Raw genomic sequence first — 20,176 nt, 5'->3', positions numbered from 1 at the left:
AGTTTTTGCTTTGCAACATAAGACAGAGCCCACCCGAACGATTGGCTGAGCACGGTTTGAATCCCCTTCCAGTTCATAGCGATCCATAACATTACTTTCGACTTAAAGATGTTAATGGCTTGATAATAGCCAAATACAAAGGCTGCAAGTTAGAAATGAGCTTATCGTTCTCAGATGATTCCAGTTGGTCCAGGTTTTCAGATAATGGGTCCAGAGCTGGAAGTCATCAGTGCTGTTCTGAGTCAAGGCCCCAAGAGCATTGTTGAGGGGGACGTTAAAAAGTACGGTGCACGCAAACATGCCGAAAAAATAGATTGCCCCAGCCAGTAGAGATATCCCGGCTCCGGCCTCACCCCAACTCATCACTCCGAAAACCACGAGGAGTACCGAAATAATTGATGAGCCGAAGAACAGGGGCATGAACAGCGAACGCAGAATCGTGATGTTGATGGCATTCATTGCGGTCACCGCCTGTGCAGGTTCCAGAGTGCCGAATGCGCGCATGACAAAAGCTGAAAACGCAAAATAGACCCCGGCCATAACGCCACTGCTGAGGGCCGTAACCCACAACAGTATCGTGACGATCAGTGAGATCATCGCGCCACCTCCTTCTTAGTCGCTAGATCCCAGACTCCAGAAGCAATGGATTTTCGCACATAAGTCCGAAAATCGGTCGCTGGTCGTCCCAGTGCTTCCTCAACGCCATGCATCACCTGGCTGTTGCGACCATCAAAGACCACGGTAAACAGCTCACGGATGAGCCATTGCATATCTTCAGGGTAACCCAGATCACGCAGTTCGCTGATATAGTCATCAATGGGGACGGGAACATAATTCACTTGTCGTCCCAGGGCTTCAGATATCTCCTCCATGCACCGCTCAAAGGTCAGAGCCTGCGGACCGGTGAGTTCATAGAGCTTGTTGTGTTGGGCCGCCCCGGTAAGCGCGGCGACTACCACCTCGGCAATGTCATCGACGTCGACAAAAGGCTCAGAAGCGTTGGTGGCTGGCAGGACAAGCTCTCCCGCCAAGATCCCCTCAACCATAAAATTCTCGCTGAAATTCTGATTGAACCAGCTGCACCTGACCACGTTCCAGTTGATCCCGCTCTGAATCAGAACTTGCTCGGCCCGTTGCGCCCCCGGTTCTCCTCGCCCCGAAAGCAGGACGATGTGCTTCAGGCCACATTTGTGGGCTATTTTCATAAACTCCCTGATAGCAGCTTCAGCCTGGGGGACAGCAAGGTCCGGTTGATAGGTGACGTAGGCACTACGGACGCCCTGCATGACAGTCTGCCAGGTTGCAGGGTTTTCCCAATCGAAGGCCGGCTTTGTTGATCGTGATACAGCACGGGTCAAATAGCCAAGAGACTGTAAGCGTTGATTAACGCGGGCGCCTGTTTTTCCATTTTTTCCGATGATGAGGATAGGTGAGTTTTTCATGATATTGGTCTCCTGTGTTGAGATTGGTATTGAACGAACGCTTAAGTTCGTCATGTGGTTAAAGTATAACCAGCCCTAGATTGGACAAACAATTGCCGGACGTCGACCTTTCTTGACTTTGCGTCCAAACTGTCTGGACCATGGGTCAGCGGTTGTGCAATAGTTGAAATATGAATCCCACACCGCGCACCACCACCCATATCCCCGAACTCAGTGACCCTCTGGGCGAAACCCTGCACTTACTTAAGTTGACCGGCATCCTTTACAGTCGAGCTGAGCTGACTGCGCCATGGGGTGCAGCTATGCCCGCCTTCGAAGACTGTATGATGTTTCATATCGTGACCGCCGGAAACTGCTGGCTTGAGGTGGAAGGGGAAGAACCGCGTCTGCTTCGTCAGGGAAGCCTGGCTCTGGTCCCACACGGGAATGGACATGTGATCCGCAGTGGACCGAATGAACAGGTGGTGCCGCTATTCGATATCCCGGTTGAAAAAATCAGTGACCAATATGAGATCATGCGCTTTGGTGGTGGTGGGGAGCTAACTCAGATGACTTGTGGGGTGGTGCGTTTCGACCATGTCGCCGGACGACAGCTTGTCGCTTTGCTACCCGTGGTGCTGGAGATTGACAGCTGGGCCGAGGCAGAGAAAAGCTGGCTGCAGAGTACGCTACGCTTCATTTCCCACGAAGCCAGGTCGTTGCGACCGGGGGGAGAGACCGTCATCACCCGGTTGGCGGATATCCTTATTATTCAGGCCATCCGTTCCTGGATCGACTCGGTGCCCGAAGCGAAGCAGGGCTGGCTGGCGGCCCTGCGTGATCGCCAACTCGGCCGTGCCCTTTTGTCAATCCACCGCGAGCCCGGAAACGACTGGACCGTGGAGTCGTTGGCAAAGGAGGCCGGCATGTCGCGCTCGGGGTTCTCGGCAAGGTTTACCAACATGGTTGGTGAAACCGCTATGCGTTACCTCACTCGCTGGCGCCTGCAACTTGCGCATGCGCAACTGCAAGAGACTTCTGCCCCCCTCGCGGTGCTGGCCGATCGTTTCGGTTATCAATCCGAGGCGGCATTCAGCAGAGCCTTCAAAAGGGAATTCGGCTTGTCACCAGGAAGCGTACGAGCCAGGACCTAAATTGAGTATTGCTATCCTCATCCGATGGGATGAATAGCCATGACCCATAGATTTTATTGGTCGGTAGCAAATCTCAATGCCGAGAGGATTTGCCCACTCCATCACCGCCATCACGGCAGTTCCTGCGTCGGCTCCCCTGCGCTCACTGGCGCGACCGTCCATGGCCGCTCTTCTGACATCAAGTCAGCGTTCACTCCGCTTCAAATCCTTCGCACCTTGCAATGAAAAAAGCACCCTCTGAGTGAAGGTGCCTTTTGATTTTTAAATGGTCGGGGCGAGAGGATTTGAACCTCCGACCCCCTCGTCCCGAACGAGGTGCGCTACCAGACTGCGCTACGCCCCGACACTTGCTACGGCGGTCATATTTAGCACCGCTGTCGGTCAAATGCAAGGGTGATTTGCTGTCGTCAATCAGTCAACCTGCTGCAATTGCTGCATCATCATTTCAGCTAAACCTATGCCGCCCTGGCGGGCGGTGGCTTTGGCAACTTCCAGATCCTGCATCTGAAGAAAGGTATCTTCCGCATTGGTGCGCGGCATCAATCCATCATCGGGGATGGTACTACGCATTTCCTTGTACATCTGCTGAATGAAGATCGCCTCAAACTCCTGGGTCAATTCCTTCAGGCGTGCCGGGTCCTGTTGTCCAGCCGACTTGATCGGATTCGGCGCACTGGTTGCCTGACGCAGCATCTGGGACGCATCAAAGCCATGATTAATGTCCATAAAACCATCCATTGCCTGCCGCTTTGCGGCGGATAATAAATAAATGAGTAAGCGGCGAACAGTTAAAAACTTACGGGCTTACGGCTTACGGCTCACCGCTGACTGTTTACTGTTTACTGTTTACTGTTTACTGTTTACTGTTTACTGCTCACTGTTTACTGCTCACTGTTTACCGATTAAAGCACCACCAGGTCCGCGTACAAGGCTCCCGACGCCTTAATCGCCTGAAAGATGGCGATCAGATCGCGTGGAGTTGCACCGATGGCGTTGAGAGCCGAGGCAACATCCCCAATACTCACCCCCTGCTCCATGACCACCAGGTTACCAATCTCTTCGATCACTTCGATCTCGGTTTCCGGGATGACCACCGTCTGCCCTTCAGAAAACGGGAGAGGCTGGGAAACCCTGGCCGATTCGCTGATGACCAGACTGAGATTGCCGTGGGAAACGGCTACTGTCGAAATCCTGACACCTTCTCCCATGACGATGGTACCGGTACGCTCGTTGACAACAATCCGCGCGATGGTATCGGGAGTAATCCGCAATTGCTCAACCTCGGCGACAAACTCGACTATATTGTCGCGAAATTGTGGGGGAACCTGAATCTCCAACTGTCCGGCGTCGAGTGAGCGCGCCAATGAACCTCCAAAATGCTGATTCACCGCCTCACGCATGCGTGAAACAGTCGTGAAATCGGAGTTTTTCAAGCGGTAGTTGAGATTGTCGGTTTCAGCAAAAACGTATGGTACTTCGCGCTCAACAAAGGCACCACCGGGAATTCGTCCCGAGGTGGGATGGTTTTTCTGAACCGTTGCCGCCTTGCCGCCAAAGGCCAGCGACCCCACCACCAATGGCCCTTGAGCCACGGCATAGACATTTCCATCAGCGGCATTTAACGGCGTCATCAGCAGGGTTCCCCCGGCCAGGTTATCAGCATCACCAATGGACGAAACACTGACGTCGATGGTGCTGCCCGCGCGGGCAAAGGGCGGCAGTTCAGCAGTAACGATGACGGCGGCGACATTATCCACCTTCACCAGTGCAGGATTAACCGCTACTCCCAGGCGCTCCATCATGTTAACCAGTGACTGCACGGTAAAGCGGGTGCTGGCACTATCGCCGGTACCGTCAAGGCCGACGACCAGACCGTAGCCCACCAGCTGATTGGCCCGTACTCCTTCAAGTTGAGCCAATTCCTTGATGCGCGAGGCTTCAGCATTCACCGACAGCAACATGCCCGACACCAGCACCAGCGCGATGAGTAATTTGGCAGTAACATTTGTCATGGTGATACTCCTGTCTACCGGTGTGTCGTTAAAAGGGCCAGACCTGATCAAGAACCTGAACCAGCCAGCCCTGCTGCTGCTTGTCACTGATAACCCCTTTTCCGACATAGGAAATTCGGGCATTGAGAACATTCTGTGAATCAACCAGATTACTTGCTGACACATCGGACGGCCTGACAATCCCGGTTAACTCCACAATCTGCATCTCGCGATTGACGGTAACGGTTTTATTCCCTTCGATCCGCAGGTTGCCGTTGGGCAGAATCTCCACCACCTGGGTTGTCAAGGTGGCGGTGAGGGCTTCTTTACGCTCGGTTTTGCCACTGCCGTCAAACTCGTTGCCGGCGCTGGCATTGATAATAGAAGATGGGTTGCCACCGATAAAATCTCCAATATCCGTTTCCAGGCCAAAGAGGTTGGTAATGCCGGCCGACATGGTGCTGCTGCGCCCGGTCTGGGTTTTGGCTTCCTTGCTGGCACTGGCATTTTCGGAAATCACCACGGTAATGATGTCACCAACGGTGGTACCTTTCATGTCGGCAAAAATCCCGCCACGGCTGGTTGTCCACAGTGAGCCTGCGGTCTGCGGCGGCGCCGGTTCAGAAATCACCGGGGCAATCGGTTCAACCTCGGCCAGATCGACTGATCTGTTTGGCACAGCACAGGCGGTGACAACAACAAGCAGCGGCAACAACAGTAGTTTTTTTAACATGGCTATAGCTCCACTCTGACCAGCCCGGGGGCAACGACCTGACTGATCACTTCGCGGGAAGAACCGATATTGACCACCTTGATCGATTCACCTTCACGCCCGTCCTGGCGCGCTTCACCGACCGCCGATAACGTCATTCCTGCATGTTGAACTTCGATAACTACCCGTTCACCACGCTTGACCAGCGGCGGATACTCCACCTGCTGTCCCTGCAATGGCTCACCCAGACGCACGGTGCGCTTGACGATTTTACCAACGGCGTCGGCGCTATTGAAAATCGGTTCCGACAACCGCGAAATATCCTGATAGCGCATCTCGATCTGGTTTTCGGTTAACAGAGTGCCGCGTCGCAGCCCTTCTTTAGCGACAGCAATCTCGGCCATGGCTTCGATCTCGATACGAATCGACTGGTTGCTGACAATCTGGTCATCAACCCGGGTCATGATGGAGATCCGGCGACTGCCAAGAACCCCGGGACGCGACGGAATCAGCTGATGCTCGATCCGCCCCGTCGGCACCGTGTAGGGCGCGGGAAACTTAACTTCGGTAAGCCGCAATTCAACCTGGGGCAACAGAGCGGACTGCTCGGCAAGAAAATCATCGAGAATCTGTTGCATTTCCCGGTGATCGATGACCACAGGGGTGGTCTCGCCGGCACTGACAGGATTCGTCCCGAGCAGCAGCAGGATCGTCATCAGCAGGGTAAGCATTTGATGTCTCATGTTACATCCTTATCAGCGAACCAGCTGGCTGGTAATCGACAGCATCTCGTCAGCGGTTTTGATGGTTTTGGAATTGACTTCGTAGGCCCGCTGGCCGGCGATCATATTGACCATCTCTTCCATGATGTTAACGTTAGAGCCTTCGAGAAACCCCTGTGACAAGCTGCCAAAACCAGCCTCCCCGGGGGTTCCGGCAATCGGGGTTCCGGTCGTCGGGGTTTCTGAATAGAGGTTGCGGCCCAGACTTTTCAGCCCTGAAGGGTTGCCGAAGCGGATCAGTTCAATAACTCCGACCTCGGTGGGAGTACTTTCACCATCAAGCAGGACGTCAACCGTACCGCCACTGCCGATGGCAATGCTGGTCGATCCTTCGGGGATGACAATTTCAGGAATCAGTGGAAAACCGTCAGAAGTTACCAGTCGGCCGGTACTGTCCTTTTTCAACGCCCCGGAACGGGTGTAAGCATCGGTTCCATCGGGAAGGGTCACCTGAAAAAATCCCGGTCCCTCAATCGCCACATCAAGTTCACTTTCGGTCTGGACAAAGTCGCCGGAGGTAAAGACTTTCTGCACTGCGGCAACCCGTGAGCCCAGGCCAATCTGAATGCCGGTGGGCACTTCACCCCCATCGATACCGGCACCGGCGGCGCGGGTCGTCTGATAAAGGATATCCTGAAAGTCAGCCCGGCTCTTTTTAAAACCGGAACTGTTGACGTTGGCCAGGTTGTTGGCGATGACATCCATGTTGGTCTGCTGTGACTGCATGCCGGTAGCGGCGGTCCAAAGTGCTCTGATCATGGTTGTACTCCTTTACTTCACGCGCCGTGTCGGCGCCTCTTTGTATTATTACTGCAACAGCCCCAGCTCCGTCGCTTTGGCATTCATGTCACTATAGGTTTTAAGTGCCTTCTGGGTGGCTTCAAAGGCACGCAGGTTCGCAGTCATGAGAGCCATTTCTTCCATCAGGTTGACATTCGAGCCTTCGAGACTGTTCTGCACCATTTGTGGTTGTGGATGGATCTCAGGAGCAGCATCCTCCACAGGAATAAACAGATCCTGACCGGCACGCTGCAACCGCCCGGTGTCGTCAAACAGAAACAGGCCGATCCGGGCAACCTGCTGATCTTCGATCCAGATCGAACCGTCACCAAGGATATCGATATCCGGGCGCTCAAGGATAATTTCTTCACCATTAGGGCCGGTCACTGCATACCCGTTGCTGTCGATGAGCAACCCCTCACCATTGAGTTGAAAACTTCCCTTACGGGTATAAGCAAATTGACCATCCGGGCGTTGTATCTGAAAAAAACCCTCCCCGTTGATGGCGACATCAAGGGGCTTACCGCTGTGCTCAAGGTGACCGGGTGAAAAATCAATCTGGTGACCGGTCAACCCGGTAAAATTGGTGGCATTACTGGCCATTCCGGAGGTCGCCTCTCCCAGCCGGGCCGCAAAGGTGACGGTGCCTTTTTTATAACCGGGGGTGCGGGCGGAGGCCAGATGCTCACTGATGTTGTCGAGCTTGTGCATCCGTGCGACGGCTCCCGATATTGCTGCATATTTTCCGTCTGCCATAATACTTCTCCATCTTTTGTTGGACATGAACCTTGTCGACCGTTAAGGGTCGAAACTTTATCTTTGTCTATTTGTAGAACCTACCGGGCCGCTGGTCAGGTCGGGCGCTTTACCCGCGCCAGGAGCATCACCTGTTCCACCTCTGCCGGAGCCATGTTCAGCGCCTCGGCGATACTGTCAACGCTTTGACCCTGGGCGGCCAGAGCCACCGCGTAACGGTACTTATCGGTCTGCCCCGGTGGTTTAACTGTTTTATTTTCCTTAAGCTTTTCCGTTAGCTCTTGATGGTTTTGGTGCTGAGTTTTTTCTGCTTCGTTCAGATGGGCTGAAAACCCGCTGGATACCGGCGCTAACGGCCGATCTGGTTGCGATTCAGCTATTTGCAGTAACCTTGTTTCCAGGGCCGTCAGCTGTTGTTGCAGGGCACTCAAGGTCCGGCGTTGCAGCAGCGTCACCAGCAACATAATCCCTACACCAGCCAGTGCCGCTACGCTTATCATTGCTACCGCTGTCATCCTATCGACCTGTTCCCAGGGCATTGATACTGCGCTTCATCTTGACTTTTAGTTTTGCCAGCCCCTGGCTGTGCAACTGGGAAATACGCCCCTCCGTCAGCTCCAGCACATCAGCGATCTCTTTCTGCGAAAGCTCTTCATAATAGAGCAGGGCAATCACCAACCGCTCTTTCTCTGAGAGTTCCTCCAGATAACCTGCCAGTTCGCGGGTCAACTCGTCGGCCTCCATCCGCTCCTGCACATTGACCTGAAAGGTGTCTTCAAGATTCTCGATAAAGGATTTCCCGTTACTCTCATCCTGATCGATCTGTTCATCAAGACTCACATAGCCCAATTGACTGACCTGGAACTGCAGTTCGCGAAAATCGTCCAGCGACATCTCCATGGCAACAGCAACTTCTTCATCCTGAGGAAGGCGGCCAAGCCGCTGTCCCAATGTTTCGGTGGCACGATTCAAACGTGACTGTTTTTCCCGCAGGGTACGCGAAAACCAGTCCATACGGCGAACTTCGTCAAACACGGCGCCACGAATGCGGCGCTCGGCAAAGGTCTTGAATAGTACCCCACGGCGCGGGTCAAAACGGTTAGCCGCATCCATCAGGCCCATCAGTGCGGCGCTACGGATATCGTCACGGTTAACGAAGGAAGGAACCTGGGTCATCATCCGATCGACGAGAAAATCGACGAGGGCAAGATGGGCCTCGATCATTTTTTCGCGTTCTGCCGGTCCCGGTGGACCGTATCCGCTTTGACTGTAGATCATCAGCTTGCCTCCGCACCAACACCAAGAAACTGCTTCCAGAAGAACTGCAGGGTTCCCTGGGCCTGACTGTTCTGTGGTATTTCCATCAGGGTGTCCGCCAGCTCCACAAAAGATTTAGCGACCTTGCTGTCAGGGTACAACTCAATCATCACCTGTTGCCGGCGAACCGAATCATGCATTTTACGGTCAAAGGGAATGGCGCCTAAATAGTCGATAAAAATATCAAGATAGCGCCCCGACACCATGGTCAGTTTTTCAAAGACATCGAGCCCCTCATCGGCGCTACGTACCGAATTGACCGCGAGCAAAAAACGCTTCTGGTGATACTGGGTTGACAGCAGCTTCATCAGGGCGTAGGCATCGGTAATAGCAGTCGGCTCAGGGGTAGTAACGACCAGGATATCCTGCGCAGCAACATTGAAATAGGTGACGTTGTCAGAGATCCCGGCCTCGGTATCGATCAGCACCACATCAAAGTGCTCGTCAAGAGCATCCAGGGCGTCGATCAGCTGCATTTTCAGTTGGCCGTCAAGCCGGGTAAACTGTTGCACGCCGGAACCGGCAGGCAGGATTTTCAGGCCGTGAGGGCCTTCAACCATGATGTCAGGGAGACTCCGCTCGCCACTGAAAAAATGGTTGAGGTTATAGGGCGGCGATATCCCCAGAACCACATCGACATTGGCCAACCCCAGGTCGGCATCAATGATCAGAACTTTTTTTCCCAGGCGCGCCAGGGTCACTGCCACATTGGAAACAACCGCGGTCTTGCCAACCCCACCCTTACCGCTGGTAATGGAAATGACACGGGTCGCAGACATCTGCAATTCACCGGCCGCCTGGTTCTGCTGACTGCTCATCTGCCGCAGGGTTCCGGCCTGATCGGGGGTACTGCTCATCATACGGCTATCCTCCGGGCATCATCAAAAGAACCCATCACCAGTTCGGCTACCAGCTGCGGATCGGCAGGCAACAGATCTTCCGGCACTTTCTGACCATTGGTCAGGCAACTGATCGGCAGATTAGTCTTCAGGGGAAGATTGATCAGGCTGCCACACTGATCAGCTTCGTCCAGCTTGGTAAAAATCAGACGGCTGATCGGTAACTTGCTGAAGGCCTCAAAACTCTTGTGCTGCAGGCCGGCGGCTGTCGGAGCAGCGAGCACCAGGCAGTTTTCGACGCCACTGTGGGCACCAAGAAAATTGTTCAGTTCATCGATACGTGCTTCATCCCTGGGGCTACGCCCGGCGGTATCGATCAGAATCAGATCCTTGTCGCGGTGGCGACGGAAAGTTTCCTGGAGTTGCTCGGGAGAAAACACCACATCGACCGGAATGCCCATAATCTCGCCGTACACCTTGAGCTGTTCAACAGCAGCAATCCGATAGGTATCAATGGTCACCAGGGCAACGCGAGCGCCACTTTCGGTGATGGCCCGGGCTGCAAGCTTGGCGATCGTGGTGGTCTTGCCAACACCGGTAGCACCAATAAGAGAAATCTTTTTTTGTGGTTGACCGGGTTGCCACAGGGCAGCTTTGGACTGAACCAGACCAGCAAGGGTGGTGCATAAAAAGTCGCGCTGCTGCTGGGGATCCAGACGCTGCTGGGCCGTCATCCGGGCTGCTGCGTAGGCGGCAATGGTCGTTGCCGATTCAGCATCGATACCACGCTCTTGCAACAGCGCTACCAGGGGATCGCAATTCTTTACCGGTGCGACCGTCCTGAGGGATGTCAACGCCGGACGCAGCGCTGCCTTGCGAACCTCAGGAGCCGAGGCCGAGGGTTCCACCACGGAAGGTGCCGGTTGTGCCTGAGCCTGGGCTTGCGCCTGACTTAACTGCGTCATTAATTCCTTGAGTTGTTCTATTTCGGCCTTGAGCTGACTGATACTCTGGGACTCAACCTGGGCGCGCAACTGCTTCAGCTCCTCATCAAGGCGCGGATCAACAGCCGACTCTGTCCTGGTCAGGGGTTCTGCCGGTTGGGAATGACGGTTGGAAAGACTGACAATCTCGTCCTCCAGGGTTTCGACCCGGTTCGCAGGTGTAACCGATTGTGAGACAGTCGCGGTACGCTGGCCACCATAAGCACTGCGTGCCGGCGCTGACGGACGCCGCATTGAGGGGGACTCGACCGCAGCGGTCACCTCGATGGTCTGGCGACCGAGAACCCCGAGCCCCTTTTTCCTGAGCGTGCGGGTTGACAGGATCAGCGCCTCAGGGCCAAGAGTGTCTTTTACCTGCTTAAGGGCTGCGGCCATTGTTTCTGCTTCGAATTTTTTAACCAGCATTGACGGTCACCGTTCCTACCGACCGCACCTTGAGATGGGGCGCGATCTCATTGTGAGAGATAATAGCCAGACCGGGCAGATAACGCTCAGTCAACCTTTTGACATGGAGTCGAATTGTTGGCGTACACAAAAGCACCGGATTGCCGCCGGCAACATTTTGCAGGGCCTGGCTCAGACTGTTGATCAGGGCCTGTGCGAACCCTGGCTCCAAAGCCAGATAGGAGCCCTGTTCCGTGCTGTGCAAGGCGTCCTGTATACGGGTTTCAACGTTGCGATCAAAGGTCATCACTTCCAGCACCTCACCATTTTGGCTGTAACTGCTGCTGATGGATCGGGCCATCATGGCGCGAACATGTTCAGTCAGTTGATCTGGATCTTGCACAACTGGTGCCCAATCTGCCAAAGTTTCCAAAATAGTTCGCAAATCGCGGACCGAGACCCCTTCGCGCAGCAAATTCTGCAGTACGCGCATGATCACTCCGAGGCTGAGCAGTCCCGGCACCAGTTCTTCCACCAGCTTGGGATACTGCTGAGCAAGGTTATCCAGAAGATTCTGGGTCTCCTGGCGACCAAGCAACTCATGACTGTGGGTTTTGATCAACTCACTTAAATGGGTGGCGACAACTGTTGTGGTGTCCACTACGGTATAACCGGAGATCTGTGCCCGCTCTTTTTTATCTTCCGAAACCCAGATGGCCGGCAACTTAAACGCCGGTTCGATGGTTTCAATCCCCTTGATCACCTCGGTAGCGGTGCCGGGGTTCATGGCCAGATAATGCCCGGGAAGCAGTTCACCACCACCGATTTTCACCCCTTTTAGAATGATTGCGTATTCGTTGGGTTTGAGCTGCAGGTTGTCCTTGATATGCACCGGCGGCACAATAAAACCCATGTCGAGGGTAAACTGCCGACGAATCGACTTGATCCGTGGCAGCAGCTCGCCATTCTGAGCGGTATCGACCAGAGGGATTAAGCCGTAGCCAACCTCCATCTCCAGCAGGTCGACGGAAAGCATCTGCTCGTAATTCTCTTCTTCGATCTGTTTTGGCGGCGGCACATCGTCAAGTTCCTGTTGCTGGAGTCTTTCTGTATGGGTTTTTGACACCTTCCAGGCCACCAGGCCGGTCAGGATTGAGAGTAAAAAGAAGGGGATCTTCGGCAGACCTGGAATCATGGCAAAAATCATCAGAATAGCTGACACCACCCACAGGGAACGGGGATGAACGCTGAACTGGCGCTTCATCTCGGTCCCGAAATCTTCATCACCGGCGGTTCGCGTTACCATGATACCGGCGCCGGTGGCAATGATCAGAGCCGGAATCTGCCCGACCAGACCGTCACCGACGGTAAGGATGGTATAGTTGGCAGCCGCTTCGGCAACCGGCATTCCTTTTTGCATGACACCAATAACAATACCGGCGCCGATATTGATCAGGGTGATAATGATGCCGGCAATGGCATCACCTTTAACGAACTTGCTGGCACCGTCCATCGCGCCGTAAAAATCAGACTCTGAGGCGATCTCCTTGCGGCGCGCGCGGGCCTCGTCATCGTTAATCAGGCCGGCGTTCAAATCGGCATCAATCGCCATCTGCTTGCCGGGCATGGCATCGAGGGTAAAACGCGCCGCGACCTCAGCCACACGGCCGGCGCCCTTGGTAATAACCATAAAATTGATAATAACGAGGATGGCAAAGATCACGATACCGACGACGTAATTGCCACCCACAACAAACTGGCCGAAGGATTGGATGACGCTGCCGGCCGCGCCCGGACCTTCATCCCCGCGCAGCAGAATCAAGCGGGTGGAAGCCACGTTGAGGGAAAGGCGGAACAGGGTAGTGACCAGCAGCACGCTGGGGAAGATAGCGAAGTCCAAAGCACGGGAGGTATAAAGTGCAGTGATTAGAATCAGCAGGGCAATGGTGATGTTCAACGATAAAAACACGTCCAGTAATATCGGCGGGACCGGCAGAATCATCAGCATCAGGATCAGCACCAGTCCGAACGCTATTAATACGTCGGTGCGAATAATCAGCCTGCGCCAGTCGTCCATTGCTGTGAGTGTTGACATTGTTGTCTGCTCCTTGAAACCTGATTATTGACACGGGGACGTGTCAATTTATCGGCACGGCCATCCAATCGCGAATATTGTTAATTTTTCTTTTATTTTTCAGCTACTTTTTGTTTTTGAGGCGATACACATAAGCAAGGATTTCGGCAACGGCAGTGAACAATTCTTCCGGAACCTGCTCGCCTATCTCCTGCTTGTACAAAGCCCGTGCCAGCGGCTTGTTTTCGATGACAGGAATTTTGTGTTCACGGGCAATTTCACGAATTTTAAACGCGACATGGTCGGCGCCCTTGGCAATGATCTGCGGCGCATCCATGGTTTCGCGCTCATAACTGATAGCAATCGAAAGGTGCGTCGGGTTGGTGATAACCACATCGGCCTTGGGGACTTCAGACATCATCCGGCGCCGTGCCTGCTGCATCTGCATCGAGCGGATACGCGATTTGAGCAGCGGATCCCCTTCTGTTTCTTTATGTTCTTCCTTGACCTCCTGCTTGGTCATCTTCATCTTCTGTTCCATCTCGTATCGGGAAAAAGAAAAATCGATAATCCCCAGCACAATCATGATGGCGCAGGTTTTTGCCATCACCAGAAAGGCGACCCTGGCAAGAAACACCAGCGTCTGATTCAGTTCCAATAACGCAAGAGAAAGAGCCGCATCAAATTCATTGGCTACGGTCAGATAAGCGACATAGGCAATCAGTGACACCTTGGCCAGTGATTTGATTAATTCGACCGCCGACCGTTTGGATACAAATTTTGCCATCCCTTTAATCGGGTCAAACTTGCTGATATCCGGTTTGAAGACTTTGGTTGAAAGAAGGGGGCCAACCTGCGCAAAAGAAGAAAGAAAACCAACGATGAGAGAAACGAAGAAAATAGGCCAGAGCAATTTGCCGAGAACGCTGCCCAGCCCCCAGGCCAACGCCACAACATCAGGAGGGGTTACCGTGTAATCACGGAGTCTGAGGAGCGAAACCACATAAAGATTTTCAAGGTTGTTCCAGAACGGGTGGGCGTAAAAGAACCACAACAGCAGCGACAAAGTGAACAGACCGGCGGTGGTAACCTCCTTGCTCTGGGCCACTTGCCCTTTTTCACGAAAATCGTTGCGACGCTTAGCTGTCGCTGTTTCTGTCCTTTCCTGCCCTGAGTCTTCTGCCATGCTGCTCTCCCGGAATCAATCACGGTTGTCACCTGTGCAGCCCTCTCCTGGCAGTCTCAGCTGTGCCGGTTTTTTGGCACGATCACGCAAGGAAGCTACAGCAGGCTGAACAGTCGCAAGAATCGTTCCGAAAGTGCGGCAAACTCTCCTTGAAGAATCGTAACAAAGATTCCGAAGGTCAGCCCCATGATGATAAACGACAAACCGATATTCAGCGGGAAGGAAAGCATAAAGACATTGAGCTGAGGAAAAATCCGAGTCATAAAACCCAGGGTCAGGGTCACCAGAATAAGAATTGCCATGATCGGCGCCACCAGCCGAACGCTCAGGATCAGAGCGTGGTTTGAGAGTTCAATCATCATAGGAATAGCACCACCGGAGAGATTGAGCCCACCGGGGGGCAACATGCTGAATGAGGCGACAATAGCGTCAAGAAAAAGATGATGGGCATTTAGCGACAGGAACAACAGAATAGCAAAAATTCCCTGAAACTGGGAAATCAACGCCACCTGCTGCTGAGTGCTCGGGTCAAAGATATTGGCGGCGGCAAAGCCCATTTGGTAACCGATAATTGAACCGGCAAATTCCGCTGCCATGAAGATCAGCTGAGCAATAAAGCCGACCAATAGACCGAAAATAACCTCGGCGGCGATGATGATTGCCATATCAGTGATGTTCAAGGATGTAACAGGCAGAACATGCTGCACGACAGGATAGGTCAACAAAGCAAACATCACTGACACCCCGATCCGCATCTGTGGCGGAATCTGACCGCCACTGAACACGGGAATGACCGCGAAAACCGCAGCAACGCGGGCCAGGCAGATGAGAAACCCCTGAACCAGGGTCGTGGTAAAAATCGGCAACTCCATCGGTTGCCCGTATCAGGGGGTGATATTGGGAAGGTGATTAAAGATAGAAATCAAAAACGCTGAGGCTTTCTGCAGAATCCAGGGAGCAAACAGCAACAGGGTGACGAAAACACCGACGATCTTGGGAATAAATGTCATGGTCTGCTCATTGATCTGGGTCGCCGCCTGAAAAATACTGATAACCAGGCCGATAGACAACGCCGCAATCAACATCGGCGCCGCACACATGAGCGTCGTTTCAATGGCCTGGCGACCGATATTAACCACAAATTCCGGTGTCATATTTGATCCTTCTATCGAATAAGGCGATGCTGTTTCCCAACGGAAATTACGCGAAACTCTGGACCAGCGAACCTATCACCAGCGACCATCCATCAACCAGCACAAACAGCAGGATCTTGAATGGTAATGACACAATGATCGGCGGCAGCATCATCATCCCCATCGCCATCAGGATGGAGGCGACAATCATATCGATCATCAAAAAAGGGACAAACAGCAAAAAACCCATCTGAAAGGCACGCTTGAGCTCCGACAGCATAAACGCCGGGATCAATGTCAGCATGCCGATATCTTCCATGGTTTCAGGCTGCTCCGCCGCGGAAATATCAACCAGCAATTGAAGATCCTTTTCCCCGACCTGGGAGAACATAAAGCGCCGCATCGGTTCCAGAGCCAAGGGAATCGCCTCATTCTGACTGATCTCTGCGTTGAGATAAGGCTGCAGAGCCTCGTCATTAATCTGGATAAACACCGGCGCCATGATAAAAAAAGTCAAAAACAGGGCCAGACCTACGACAATCTGGTTGGACGGTGCCTGCTGGGTACCCATGGCCTGGCGGACAAAGGACAATACAATGACAATGCGGGTAAAAGCGGTGGTCATCAGCAGAATCGATGGTGCCACCGACAGGATCGTCAACAGGATCAGAATCTGCAGAGCCGTCGATACCTGTGCCGGCTCGGTGGCTTCACCGATCCCCAGGGTAATGGTTGGCAACCCCTGGGCCTGGGCCATCACCGGCAACAACAGGGACAGCAGCATGAGCGTTACGCGCCATTTCATGACTGTTTCTCCTGCGCTGTTTGCAGGCTGTCACTGAACCCTTTTTTTGCCGGCGCCAGGCGTCCGAGATTTTCGATGCGATCGGGGGTCATCCCCAGAAGAAGTTCCTCGTCGCGGATCTTGACTACGCACAAAAATTTTCTGCCTCCGAGTGGGCGCGTCTCGATAATCTGAATAATTTCGCTTTTATTCTGCGGCAAAAAACCAAAGCCACGACGGCTGGCGGCATAGAACAGCAGCAACAGACCAATCACAACCCCCAGCGCTGCCAGCATTTTCAGACTGGCCGTAAACAGGCTCGGTTCTTTTGCGACGGTTTCGCCTAACACCGTAACAGGAGTGAGCAGAATCATCAGCACAATCGCTGCAGGCATCAGCTTACCCCAGGTTCTCAATACGCTCGGACGGACTGACAACATCGGTCAGACGCAAGCCGAACTTCTCATTGACCACCACCGCCTCGCCGCGCGCGATCAGCCGCGAATTGACATACAGATCCAGCGGCTCCCCGGCCAGTTTGTCCAGTTCGATCATGGAACCTTCCTGCAATTGCAGCAGATCACGAACCAGGATACGTGAGCGGCCAACCTCAACGGCAACTTCGAGGGGAATATCAAGGAGCAGATCAATTCCCCGGTCTTTCATCGAGTTGGGTGCTGGTGCTTTTTGTGTTTGCTGACTATCAGTACTCATTGTTCTCCTCCACCGGGAATACGTCCCGAAATACGTACCGCTTTCTTGTTCCCCTGAACGCCCACCATCCCTAAGAACTTGGAGCGTTCTTCGATTGACACTTTGACCGGGGTTTCCGGTTTCATTCCCAGGTCGATCACATCCCCCACCTGAAAATTGAGGATATCCCGCACCCGCAGAGACAAGGATGCCAATCTGACTTCTACTTCGACTTCCATGTTATTGAGCTCTTCACAAACCAGCTGCTGCCAGCGGGTACTTTGCAACGAACTGGCAGGAACGGCTTTTAATTTCTGTTTTTTCTGTAGCGGCTCCAGGGTCAGATGGGGAATGACCAGGGTAATATGCCCCTCGAGGTTTTCGATAGCTACCTTGAACTGGGAGACCGACACCCCGACTTCGGGATCGACAAAATTTAACAGCCGCAGGTTACTGACCACCTCGACCAGCTCTGCCTTGATCGCCTCAAGCTGAAGAAATCCTTTATTCAATTCCGGGCAGGCGGAAACAATCACATCGCGCAGCACATTCAATTCGATAGCACTTAACGCACGTTCAGGAATCAGCGCCTGTCCCTGGGAATTTCCGCCGAGAACCATCTCCATCAGCGAGAAGGCCAGCTGCTCATCAAAAATCAGCAGCCCACCACCGGTTAACGGCTCAAGCTGCAAGACCCCGATAGCGCCACGACCGGACAGCCGTTGCAGCAGCGTCTCAAAGGACATGGATTCCAGCGCTTCAAGCTTGATATGGGCGGCACGCTGGAAGCGGGTTGATAGGGACATGGCGTAATTACGCGCGAAGCTGTCAAGGATCAGATCAAAATTGCGCAGCCGCCACCCTTCGGTGCCGGTGCCACGGAACAGGTTACAGTTCTTTACCGATTTCGCTGCGGCAGGCTGAGGGGCATCTTCAGCGACGGTTTCAACGTCAACCTGACCCTGGCGAACCGCGGAGAGCAGGTCGGCAATTTCTTCTTTACTGAGGATCTTTTCCACGAGGTTGCCCTTTATTGAACAACAAAGTCAGTAAAATAGATACGCTTAACCTTGCCGACCAGCAACAGGCTGTTGACCCGATTGAGCAGTTCCGCACGCAATTGCAGGCGACCCTGCAGGTCACTGAGCTCGGCAAAGGTTTTATTGCCGATCAAGAGAAGAATGGCATCCTTGATCTGCGGTATGCGCTGATTGATTTCGGCGGCAGCTTCCGGCGTATCCGCTTCGAGGGTAATAGCCGCTTTGAGGTAGCGCACCTCCCCCTGGTCGAGAATATTGACGATAAAACTCTCAAGATCAACCATCGGCCCGATCTCTTTAGCCTGACGCTCCAACAAAGCCTGTTCCTGCTCCGGCGTCAATGACTTCTCATCACTGCTGCTCAAGAAAAAAAAGGCTCCGACCCCCACACCAATTAACAGGAGTACAACGGCAGCAATAATAATGATCAGTTTCTTTTTTGAGCCGCCGTCCGCCTCAGGTTTTTTTTCCGGTTCTTTTGCCATCGGTTTATCCTTCCCTGGTCAAATCTTGATGGACTGAAATACCCTTCGCTTTCTGCTTCTTTAAAAAGGGGCCTGATCCCGCGCATCAATCAGATACGGCAACTCCTGCTGAGGATCCCCCTGACTTTCGAGGACAAATTCAACACGCCGGTTCAAGGCACGCTCACGCTCACTGAGATTGGGAAACAGGGGTCGGTGGGACCCGTAACCGGTAGCCGAGATACGCGTCAACGGCAGCAATCGATCGCTGACCATAAAGCGCAGCACCGACACCGCACGGGCAACAGACAATTCCCAGTTCTGCATGTCATCACCAATATCATCAGTATGCCCCTCGATCTTTACATTAAGGGGTAACGGACGTACCAACCCGGCCACCTTGCGCAGGACCGGATGGGCCTCAGGATTGAGGGTCGACTGACCGATGCCAAAAAGGATGGCTTCATCGACACGCAGGACCACGGCACCACGATCCTTGACCAGTTCGATCTGTCGATCGAGTTTCAGTTCACGCAGCTGGGTACGCAAACGCTGGTAAACCCGCGCGTTAAAATCGTCGTCGATAGGGACACGAGACATAACTTGTGGTGGTGCAACTTCCGTACGGGTACTGCTTTCCAGCACCCCGACGCCGAATGCCCCCGACAAGGATTCAGCCGCCTGCTGAAAACGCACCTGATCAAGGGTCGCCATCGACAGCAGCAGCACAAAAAATGTCAACAGCAGGGTCATCATATCGCTGAATGTGACCATCCACAGGGGCGCACCTGCCATCGGCTTTTTTGGTTTTTTTTCCATCGGTTAACTCACTTAGCCAAAGTTGCTCTGGCGCTCCTTGGGAGAAACAAAGGCATGGAGACGTTGTTCCATCAAACGTGGGTTTTCTCCCTCAAGAATCGCTTTCATCCCCTCGGTGACCAGGGTCTTGTTGAGGACTTCGCTGGCCGACCTGAGTTTGAGTTTGCCGGAGATAGGAATCGCTATCACGTTGGCGATAATCGCGCCATAAAAAGTTGTAAGCAACGCAACCGCCATGGCGGGGCCAATGGTCGATGGGTCATCCATGGTTTGCAACATCTGCACCAGGCCAATAAGGGTTCCGATCATCCCCATGGCCGGTGAATAGGCGCCAAAAGTGGAAAATATCTCCGCTCCCTTATCGTGGCGTTCCATGACATATTCTATTTCGCGCTCGAGCATCTCCTTCAGGGCTTCCGGCTCCTGGCCATCGACCGCCATCTGCAAACCCTTAAGAAAAAACTCATCGTCAATATCATTCATTACCGACTGGAGTGACAAAATCCCTTCTTTACGGGCCTTGCCGGCATACGTAATCAGCCGCGAAATGGTATCGGTTGGCGAATGTGATTTGTGCATAAAGGCTTTACTGGCCACCTTGATCGCACCCAGGATATCGCCAAAGGGGAAGTGAACCAGGACGGTACCTAAAGTTCCGCCGACAACGATGGTCAGGGCGGCAATGTCGATAAAAATCAGCAGGGAGCTACCCTGCATGATAGCGGAGACCATGAGGCCGAAGGCGGCAATCAGGCCAACAATTGTTGCCAGATCCATAGTGTGTCCTCGAAGTGGCGTAGTCAAAAAGATTGACGAGGTCAATTAAACGCCGAACGATCTATC

The 20,176-nt window shown here is 53.4% G+C and carries 24 protein-coding genes and 1 tRNA gene; 1 reads left to right on the top strand and 24 read right to left on the bottom strand.

Going from position 1 to position 20,176, the window contains the following annotated elements:
- Positions 1–111: 111 nt before the first annotated feature.
- Together AC1931_RS06305 and AC1931_RS06300 are read right to left on the bottom strand one after the other, a co-directional pair.
- Complete coding sequence (locus AC1931_RS06305) at positions 112–597, bottom strand: anthrone oxygenase family protein (protein ID WP_483876399.1); 486 nt, start codon at positions 595–597, stop codon at positions 112–114.
- On the bottom strand, positions 594–1,442 hold the full coding sequence (locus AC1931_RS06300) for an NmrA family NAD(P)-binding protein (RefSeq protein WP_483876398.1): 849 nt from the start codon (positions 1,440–1,442) through the stop codon (positions 594–596). Before AC1931_RS06300 ends, AC1931_RS06305 begins: the two co-directional genes overlap by 4 nt.
- Positions 1,443–1,612: 170 nt before the next feature.
- Here AC1931_RS06300 and AC1931_RS06295 point away from each other — a divergent pair, with 170 nt between their 5' ends.
- Positions 1,613–2,575 (top strand): AraC family transcriptional regulator, encoded by a 963-nt coding sequence (locus tag AC1931_RS06295; RefSeq protein ID WP_483876397.1) that lies wholly within the window; start codon positions 1,613–1,615, stop codon positions 2,573–2,575.
- A gap of 266 nt (positions 2,576–2,841) precedes the next feature.
- On the opposite strand, the gene AC1931_RS06290 is transcribed toward AC1931_RS06295, so the two are convergent.
- From AC1931_RS06290 to AC1931_RS06185, 22 genes are all read right to left on the bottom strand, one after another.
- Positions 2,842–2,918, bottom strand: a tRNA-Pro gene (locus AC1931_RS06290).
- A 68-nt stretch (positions 2,919–2,986) separates the two neighbouring features.
- Complete coding sequence (locus AC1931_RS06285; RefSeq protein WP_483876396.1) at positions 2,987–3,301, bottom strand: rod-binding protein; 315 nt, start codon at positions 3,299–3,301, stop codon at positions 2,987–2,989.
- Between the two features lie 176 nt (positions 3,302–3,477).
- On the bottom strand, positions 3,478–4,587 hold the full coding sequence (locus AC1931_RS06280; protein ID WP_483876395.1) for a flagellar basal body P-ring protein FlgI: 1,110 nt from the start codon (positions 4,585–4,587) through the stop codon (positions 3,478–3,480).
- Positions 4,588–4,615: 28 nt separating this feature from the next.
- Positions 4,616–5,299 (bottom strand): flagellar basal body L-ring protein FlgH, encoded by a 684-nt coding sequence (locus AC1931_RS06275; RefSeq protein ID WP_483876394.1) that lies wholly within the window; start codon positions 5,297–5,299, stop codon positions 4,616–4,618.
- A 2-nt stretch (positions 5,300–5,301) separates the two neighbouring features.
- Complete coding sequence (gene flgA / locus AC1931_RS06270) at positions 5,302–6,021, bottom strand: flagellar basal body P-ring formation chaperone FlgA (RefSeq protein WP_483876393.1); 720 nt, start codon at positions 6,019–6,021, stop codon at positions 5,302–5,304.
- A 12-nt stretch (positions 6,022–6,033) separates the two neighbouring features.
- Positions 6,034–6,819 (bottom strand): flagellar basal-body rod protein FlgG, encoded by a 786-nt coding sequence (gene flgG / locus AC1931_RS06265; RefSeq protein ID WP_483876392.1) that lies wholly within the window; start codon positions 6,817–6,819, stop codon positions 6,034–6,036.
- A 48-nt stretch (positions 6,820–6,867) separates the two neighbouring features.
- Entirely contained in the window at positions 6,868–7,596 is a 729-nt protein-coding gene (locus tag AC1931_RS06260) for a flagellar hook-basal body protein (RefSeq protein WP_483876391.1), read from the bottom strand.
- Between the two features lie 95 nt (positions 7,597–7,691).
- The gene (locus AC1931_RS06255; RefSeq protein ID WP_483876390.1) at positions 7,692–8,111 is read right to left on the bottom strand and encodes a hypothetical protein; all 420 of its coding nucleotides are present in this window, start codon (positions 8,109–8,111) and stop codon (positions 7,692–7,694) included.
- A 1-nt stretch (position 8,112) separates the two neighbouring features.
- Positions 8,113–8,874, bottom strand: coding sequence for a FliA/WhiG family RNA polymerase sigma factor (locus AC1931_RS06250; protein WP_483876389.1), 762 nt, complete (start codon positions 8,872–8,874; stop codon positions 8,113–8,115).
- Complete coding sequence (locus AC1931_RS06245) at positions 8,874–9,773, bottom strand: MinD/ParA family protein (protein ID WP_483876388.1); 900 nt, start codon at positions 9,771–9,773, stop codon at positions 8,874–8,876. The genes AC1931_RS06250 and AC1931_RS06245 overlap by 1 nt, the downstream gene beginning before the upstream one ends.
- Positions 9,770–11,161, bottom strand: a complete 1,392-nt coding sequence (gene flhF / locus AC1931_RS06240; RefSeq protein WP_483876387.1) for a flagellar biosynthesis GTPase FlhF — start codon at positions 11,159–11,161, stop codon at positions 9,770–9,772. Before flhF ends, AC1931_RS06245 begins: the two co-directional genes overlap by 4 nt.
- Positions 11,151–13,235: a flagellar biosynthesis protein FlhA gene (gene flhA, locus AC1931_RS06235; RefSeq protein WP_483876386.1), complete on the bottom strand. Its 2,085-nt coding sequence runs from the start codon at positions 13,233–13,235 to the stop codon at positions 11,151–11,153. Before flhA ends, flhF begins: the two co-directional genes overlap by 11 nt.
- 103 nt (positions 13,236–13,338) lie before the next feature.
- Positions 13,339–14,400, bottom strand: a complete 1,062-nt coding sequence (gene flhB / locus AC1931_RS06230) for a flagellar biosynthesis protein FlhB (RefSeq protein WP_483876385.1) — start codon at positions 14,398–14,400, stop codon at positions 13,339–13,341.
- 95 nt (positions 14,401–14,495) lie between these two features.
- Positions 14,496–15,272, bottom strand: a complete 777-nt coding sequence (fliR, locus tag AC1931_RS06225; protein WP_483876384.1) for a flagellar biosynthetic protein FliR — start codon at positions 15,270–15,272, stop codon at positions 14,496–14,498.
- A 12-nt stretch (positions 15,273–15,284) separates the two neighbouring features.
- Positions 15,285–15,554, bottom strand: a complete 270-nt coding sequence (gene fliQ, locus AC1931_RS06220) for a flagellar biosynthesis protein FliQ (RefSeq protein WP_483876383.1) — start codon at positions 15,552–15,554, stop codon at positions 15,285–15,287.
- Positions 15,555–15,600: 46 nt separating this feature from the next.
- On the bottom strand, positions 15,601–16,338 hold the full coding sequence (gene fliP, locus AC1931_RS06215; protein WP_483876382.1) for a flagellar type III secretion system pore protein FliP: 738 nt from the start codon (positions 16,336–16,338) through the stop codon (positions 15,601–15,603).
- Positions 16,335–16,712, bottom strand: coding sequence for a flagellar biosynthetic protein FliO (locus tag AC1931_RS06210; protein WP_483876381.1), 378 nt, complete (start codon positions 16,710–16,712; stop codon positions 16,335–16,337). Before AC1931_RS06210 ends, fliP begins: the two co-directional genes overlap by 4 nt.
- Positions 16,713–16,716: 4 nt before the next feature.
- Positions 16,717–17,031, bottom strand: coding sequence for a flagellar motor switch protein FliN (gene fliN / locus AC1931_RS06205; protein WP_483876380.1), 315 nt, complete (start codon positions 17,029–17,031; stop codon positions 16,717–16,719).
- Positions 17,028–18,029 (bottom strand): flagellar motor switch protein FliM, encoded by a 1,002-nt coding sequence (locus AC1931_RS06200; protein ID WP_483876379.1) that lies wholly within the window; start codon positions 18,027–18,029, stop codon positions 17,028–17,030. Before AC1931_RS06200 ends, fliN begins: the two co-directional genes overlap by 4 nt.
- A gap of 11 nt (positions 18,030–18,040) precedes the next feature.
- The gene (locus AC1931_RS06195) at positions 18,041–18,535 is read right to left on the bottom strand and encodes a flagellar basal body-associated FliL family protein (RefSeq protein WP_483876378.1); all 495 of its coding nucleotides are present in this window, start codon (positions 18,533–18,535) and stop codon (positions 18,041–18,043) included.
- Positions 18,536–18,595: 60 nt separating this feature from the next.
- Complete coding sequence (locus AC1931_RS06190; RefSeq protein ID WP_483876377.1) at positions 18,596–19,333, bottom strand: flagellar motor protein MotB; 738 nt, start codon at positions 19,331–19,333, stop codon at positions 18,596–18,598.
- A gap of 12 nt (positions 19,334–19,345) precedes the next feature.
- Positions 19,346–20,110 (bottom strand): motility protein A, encoded by a 765-nt coding sequence (locus AC1931_RS06185; protein ID WP_483876376.1) that lies wholly within the window; start codon positions 20,108–20,110, stop codon positions 19,346–19,348.
- Positions 20,111–20,176 lie beyond the last annotated feature (66 nt).

The sequence above is a fragment of the Pelovirga sp. C15f genome (assembly GCF_057178085.1).
The sequence above is the reverse complement of the archived record's forward strand: the minus strand, read 5'-3'. Positions and strand labels throughout refer to the sequence as shown.

Coding starts and splice junctions, on each gene's coding strand:
- AC1931_RS06245 (WP_483876388.1), bottom strand. CDS start 9,773: ATGATGAGCAGTACCCCCGATCAGGCCGGAACCCTGCGGCAGATGAGC.
- AC1931_RS06185 (WP_483876376.1), bottom strand. CDS start 20,110: ATGGATCTGGCAACAATTGTTGGCCTGATTGCCGCCTTCGGCCTCATG.
- flgG (WP_483876392.1), bottom strand. CDS start 6,819: ATGATCAGAGCACTTTGGACCGCCGCTACCGGCATGCAGTCACAGCAG.
- AC1931_RS06280 (WP_483876395.1), bottom strand. CDS start 4,587: ATGACAAATGTTACTGCCAAATTACTCATCGCGCTGGTGCTGGTGTCG.
- AC1931_RS06190 (WP_483876377.1), bottom strand. CDS start 19,333: ATGGAAAAAAAACCAAAAAAGCCGATGGCAGGTGCGCCCCTGTGGATG.
- AC1931_RS06260 (WP_483876391.1), bottom strand. CDS start 7,596: ATGGCAGACGGAAAATATGCAGCAATATCGGGAGCCGTCGCACGGATG.
- fliP (WP_483876382.1), bottom strand. CDS start 16,338: ATGAAATGGCGCGTAACGCTCATGCTGCTGTCCCTGTTGTTGCCGGTG.
- AC1931_RS06295 (WP_483876397.1), top strand. CDS start 1,613: ATGAATCCCACACCGCGCACCACCACCCATATCCCCGAACTCAGTGAC.
- AC1931_RS06255 (WP_483876390.1), bottom strand. CDS start 8,111: ATGACAGCGGTAGCAATGATAAGCGTAGCGGCACTGGCTGGTGTAGGG.
- flhA (WP_483876386.1), bottom strand. CDS start 13,235: ATGTCAACACTCACAGCAATGGACGACTGGCGCAGGCTGATTATTCGC.
- fliR (WP_483876384.1), bottom strand. CDS start 15,272: ATGGAGTTGCCGATTTTTACCACGACCCTGGTTCAGGGGTTTCTCATC.
- flgA (WP_483876393.1), bottom strand. CDS start 6,021: ATGAGACATCAAATGCTTACCCTGCTGATGACGATCCTGCTGCTGCTC.
- flhB (WP_483876385.1), bottom strand. CDS start 14,400: ATGGCAGAAGACTCAGGGCAGGAAAGGACAGAAACAGCGACAGCTAAG.
- AC1931_RS06210 (WP_483876381.1), bottom strand. CDS start 16,712: ATGCCTGCAGCGATTGTGCTGATGATTCTGCTCACTCCTGTTACGGTG.
- fliN (WP_483876380.1), bottom strand. CDS start 17,031: ATGAGTACTGATAGTCAGCAAACACAAAAAGCACCAGCACCCAACTCG.
- AC1931_RS06300 (WP_483876398.1), bottom strand. CDS start 1,442: ATGAAAAACTCACCTATCCTCATCATCGGAAAAAATGGAAAAACAGGC.
- AC1931_RS06250 (WP_483876389.1), bottom strand. CDS start 8,874: ATGATCTACAGTCAAAGCGGATACGGTCCACCGGGACCGGCAGAACGC.
- AC1931_RS06195 (WP_483876378.1), bottom strand. CDS start 18,535: ATGGCAAAAGAACCGGAAAAAAAACCTGAGGCGGACGGCGGCTCAAAA.
- AC1931_RS06285 (WP_483876396.1), bottom strand. CDS start 3,301: ATGGACATTAATCATGGCTTTGATGCGTCCCAGATGCTGCGTCAGGCA.
- AC1931_RS06275 (WP_483876394.1), bottom strand. CDS start 5,299: ATGTTAAAAAAACTACTGTTGTTGCCGCTGCTTGTTGTTGTCACCGCC.
- fliQ (WP_483876383.1), bottom strand. CDS start 15,554: ATGACACCGGAATTTGTGGTTAATATCGGTCGCCAGGCCATTGAAACG.
- AC1931_RS06305 (WP_483876399.1), bottom strand. CDS start 597: ATGATCTCACTGATCGTCACGATACTGTTGTGGGTTACGGCCCTCAGC.
- flhF (WP_483876387.1), bottom strand. CDS start 11,161: ATGCTGGTTAAAAAATTCGAAGCAGAAACAATGGCCGCAGCCCTTAAG.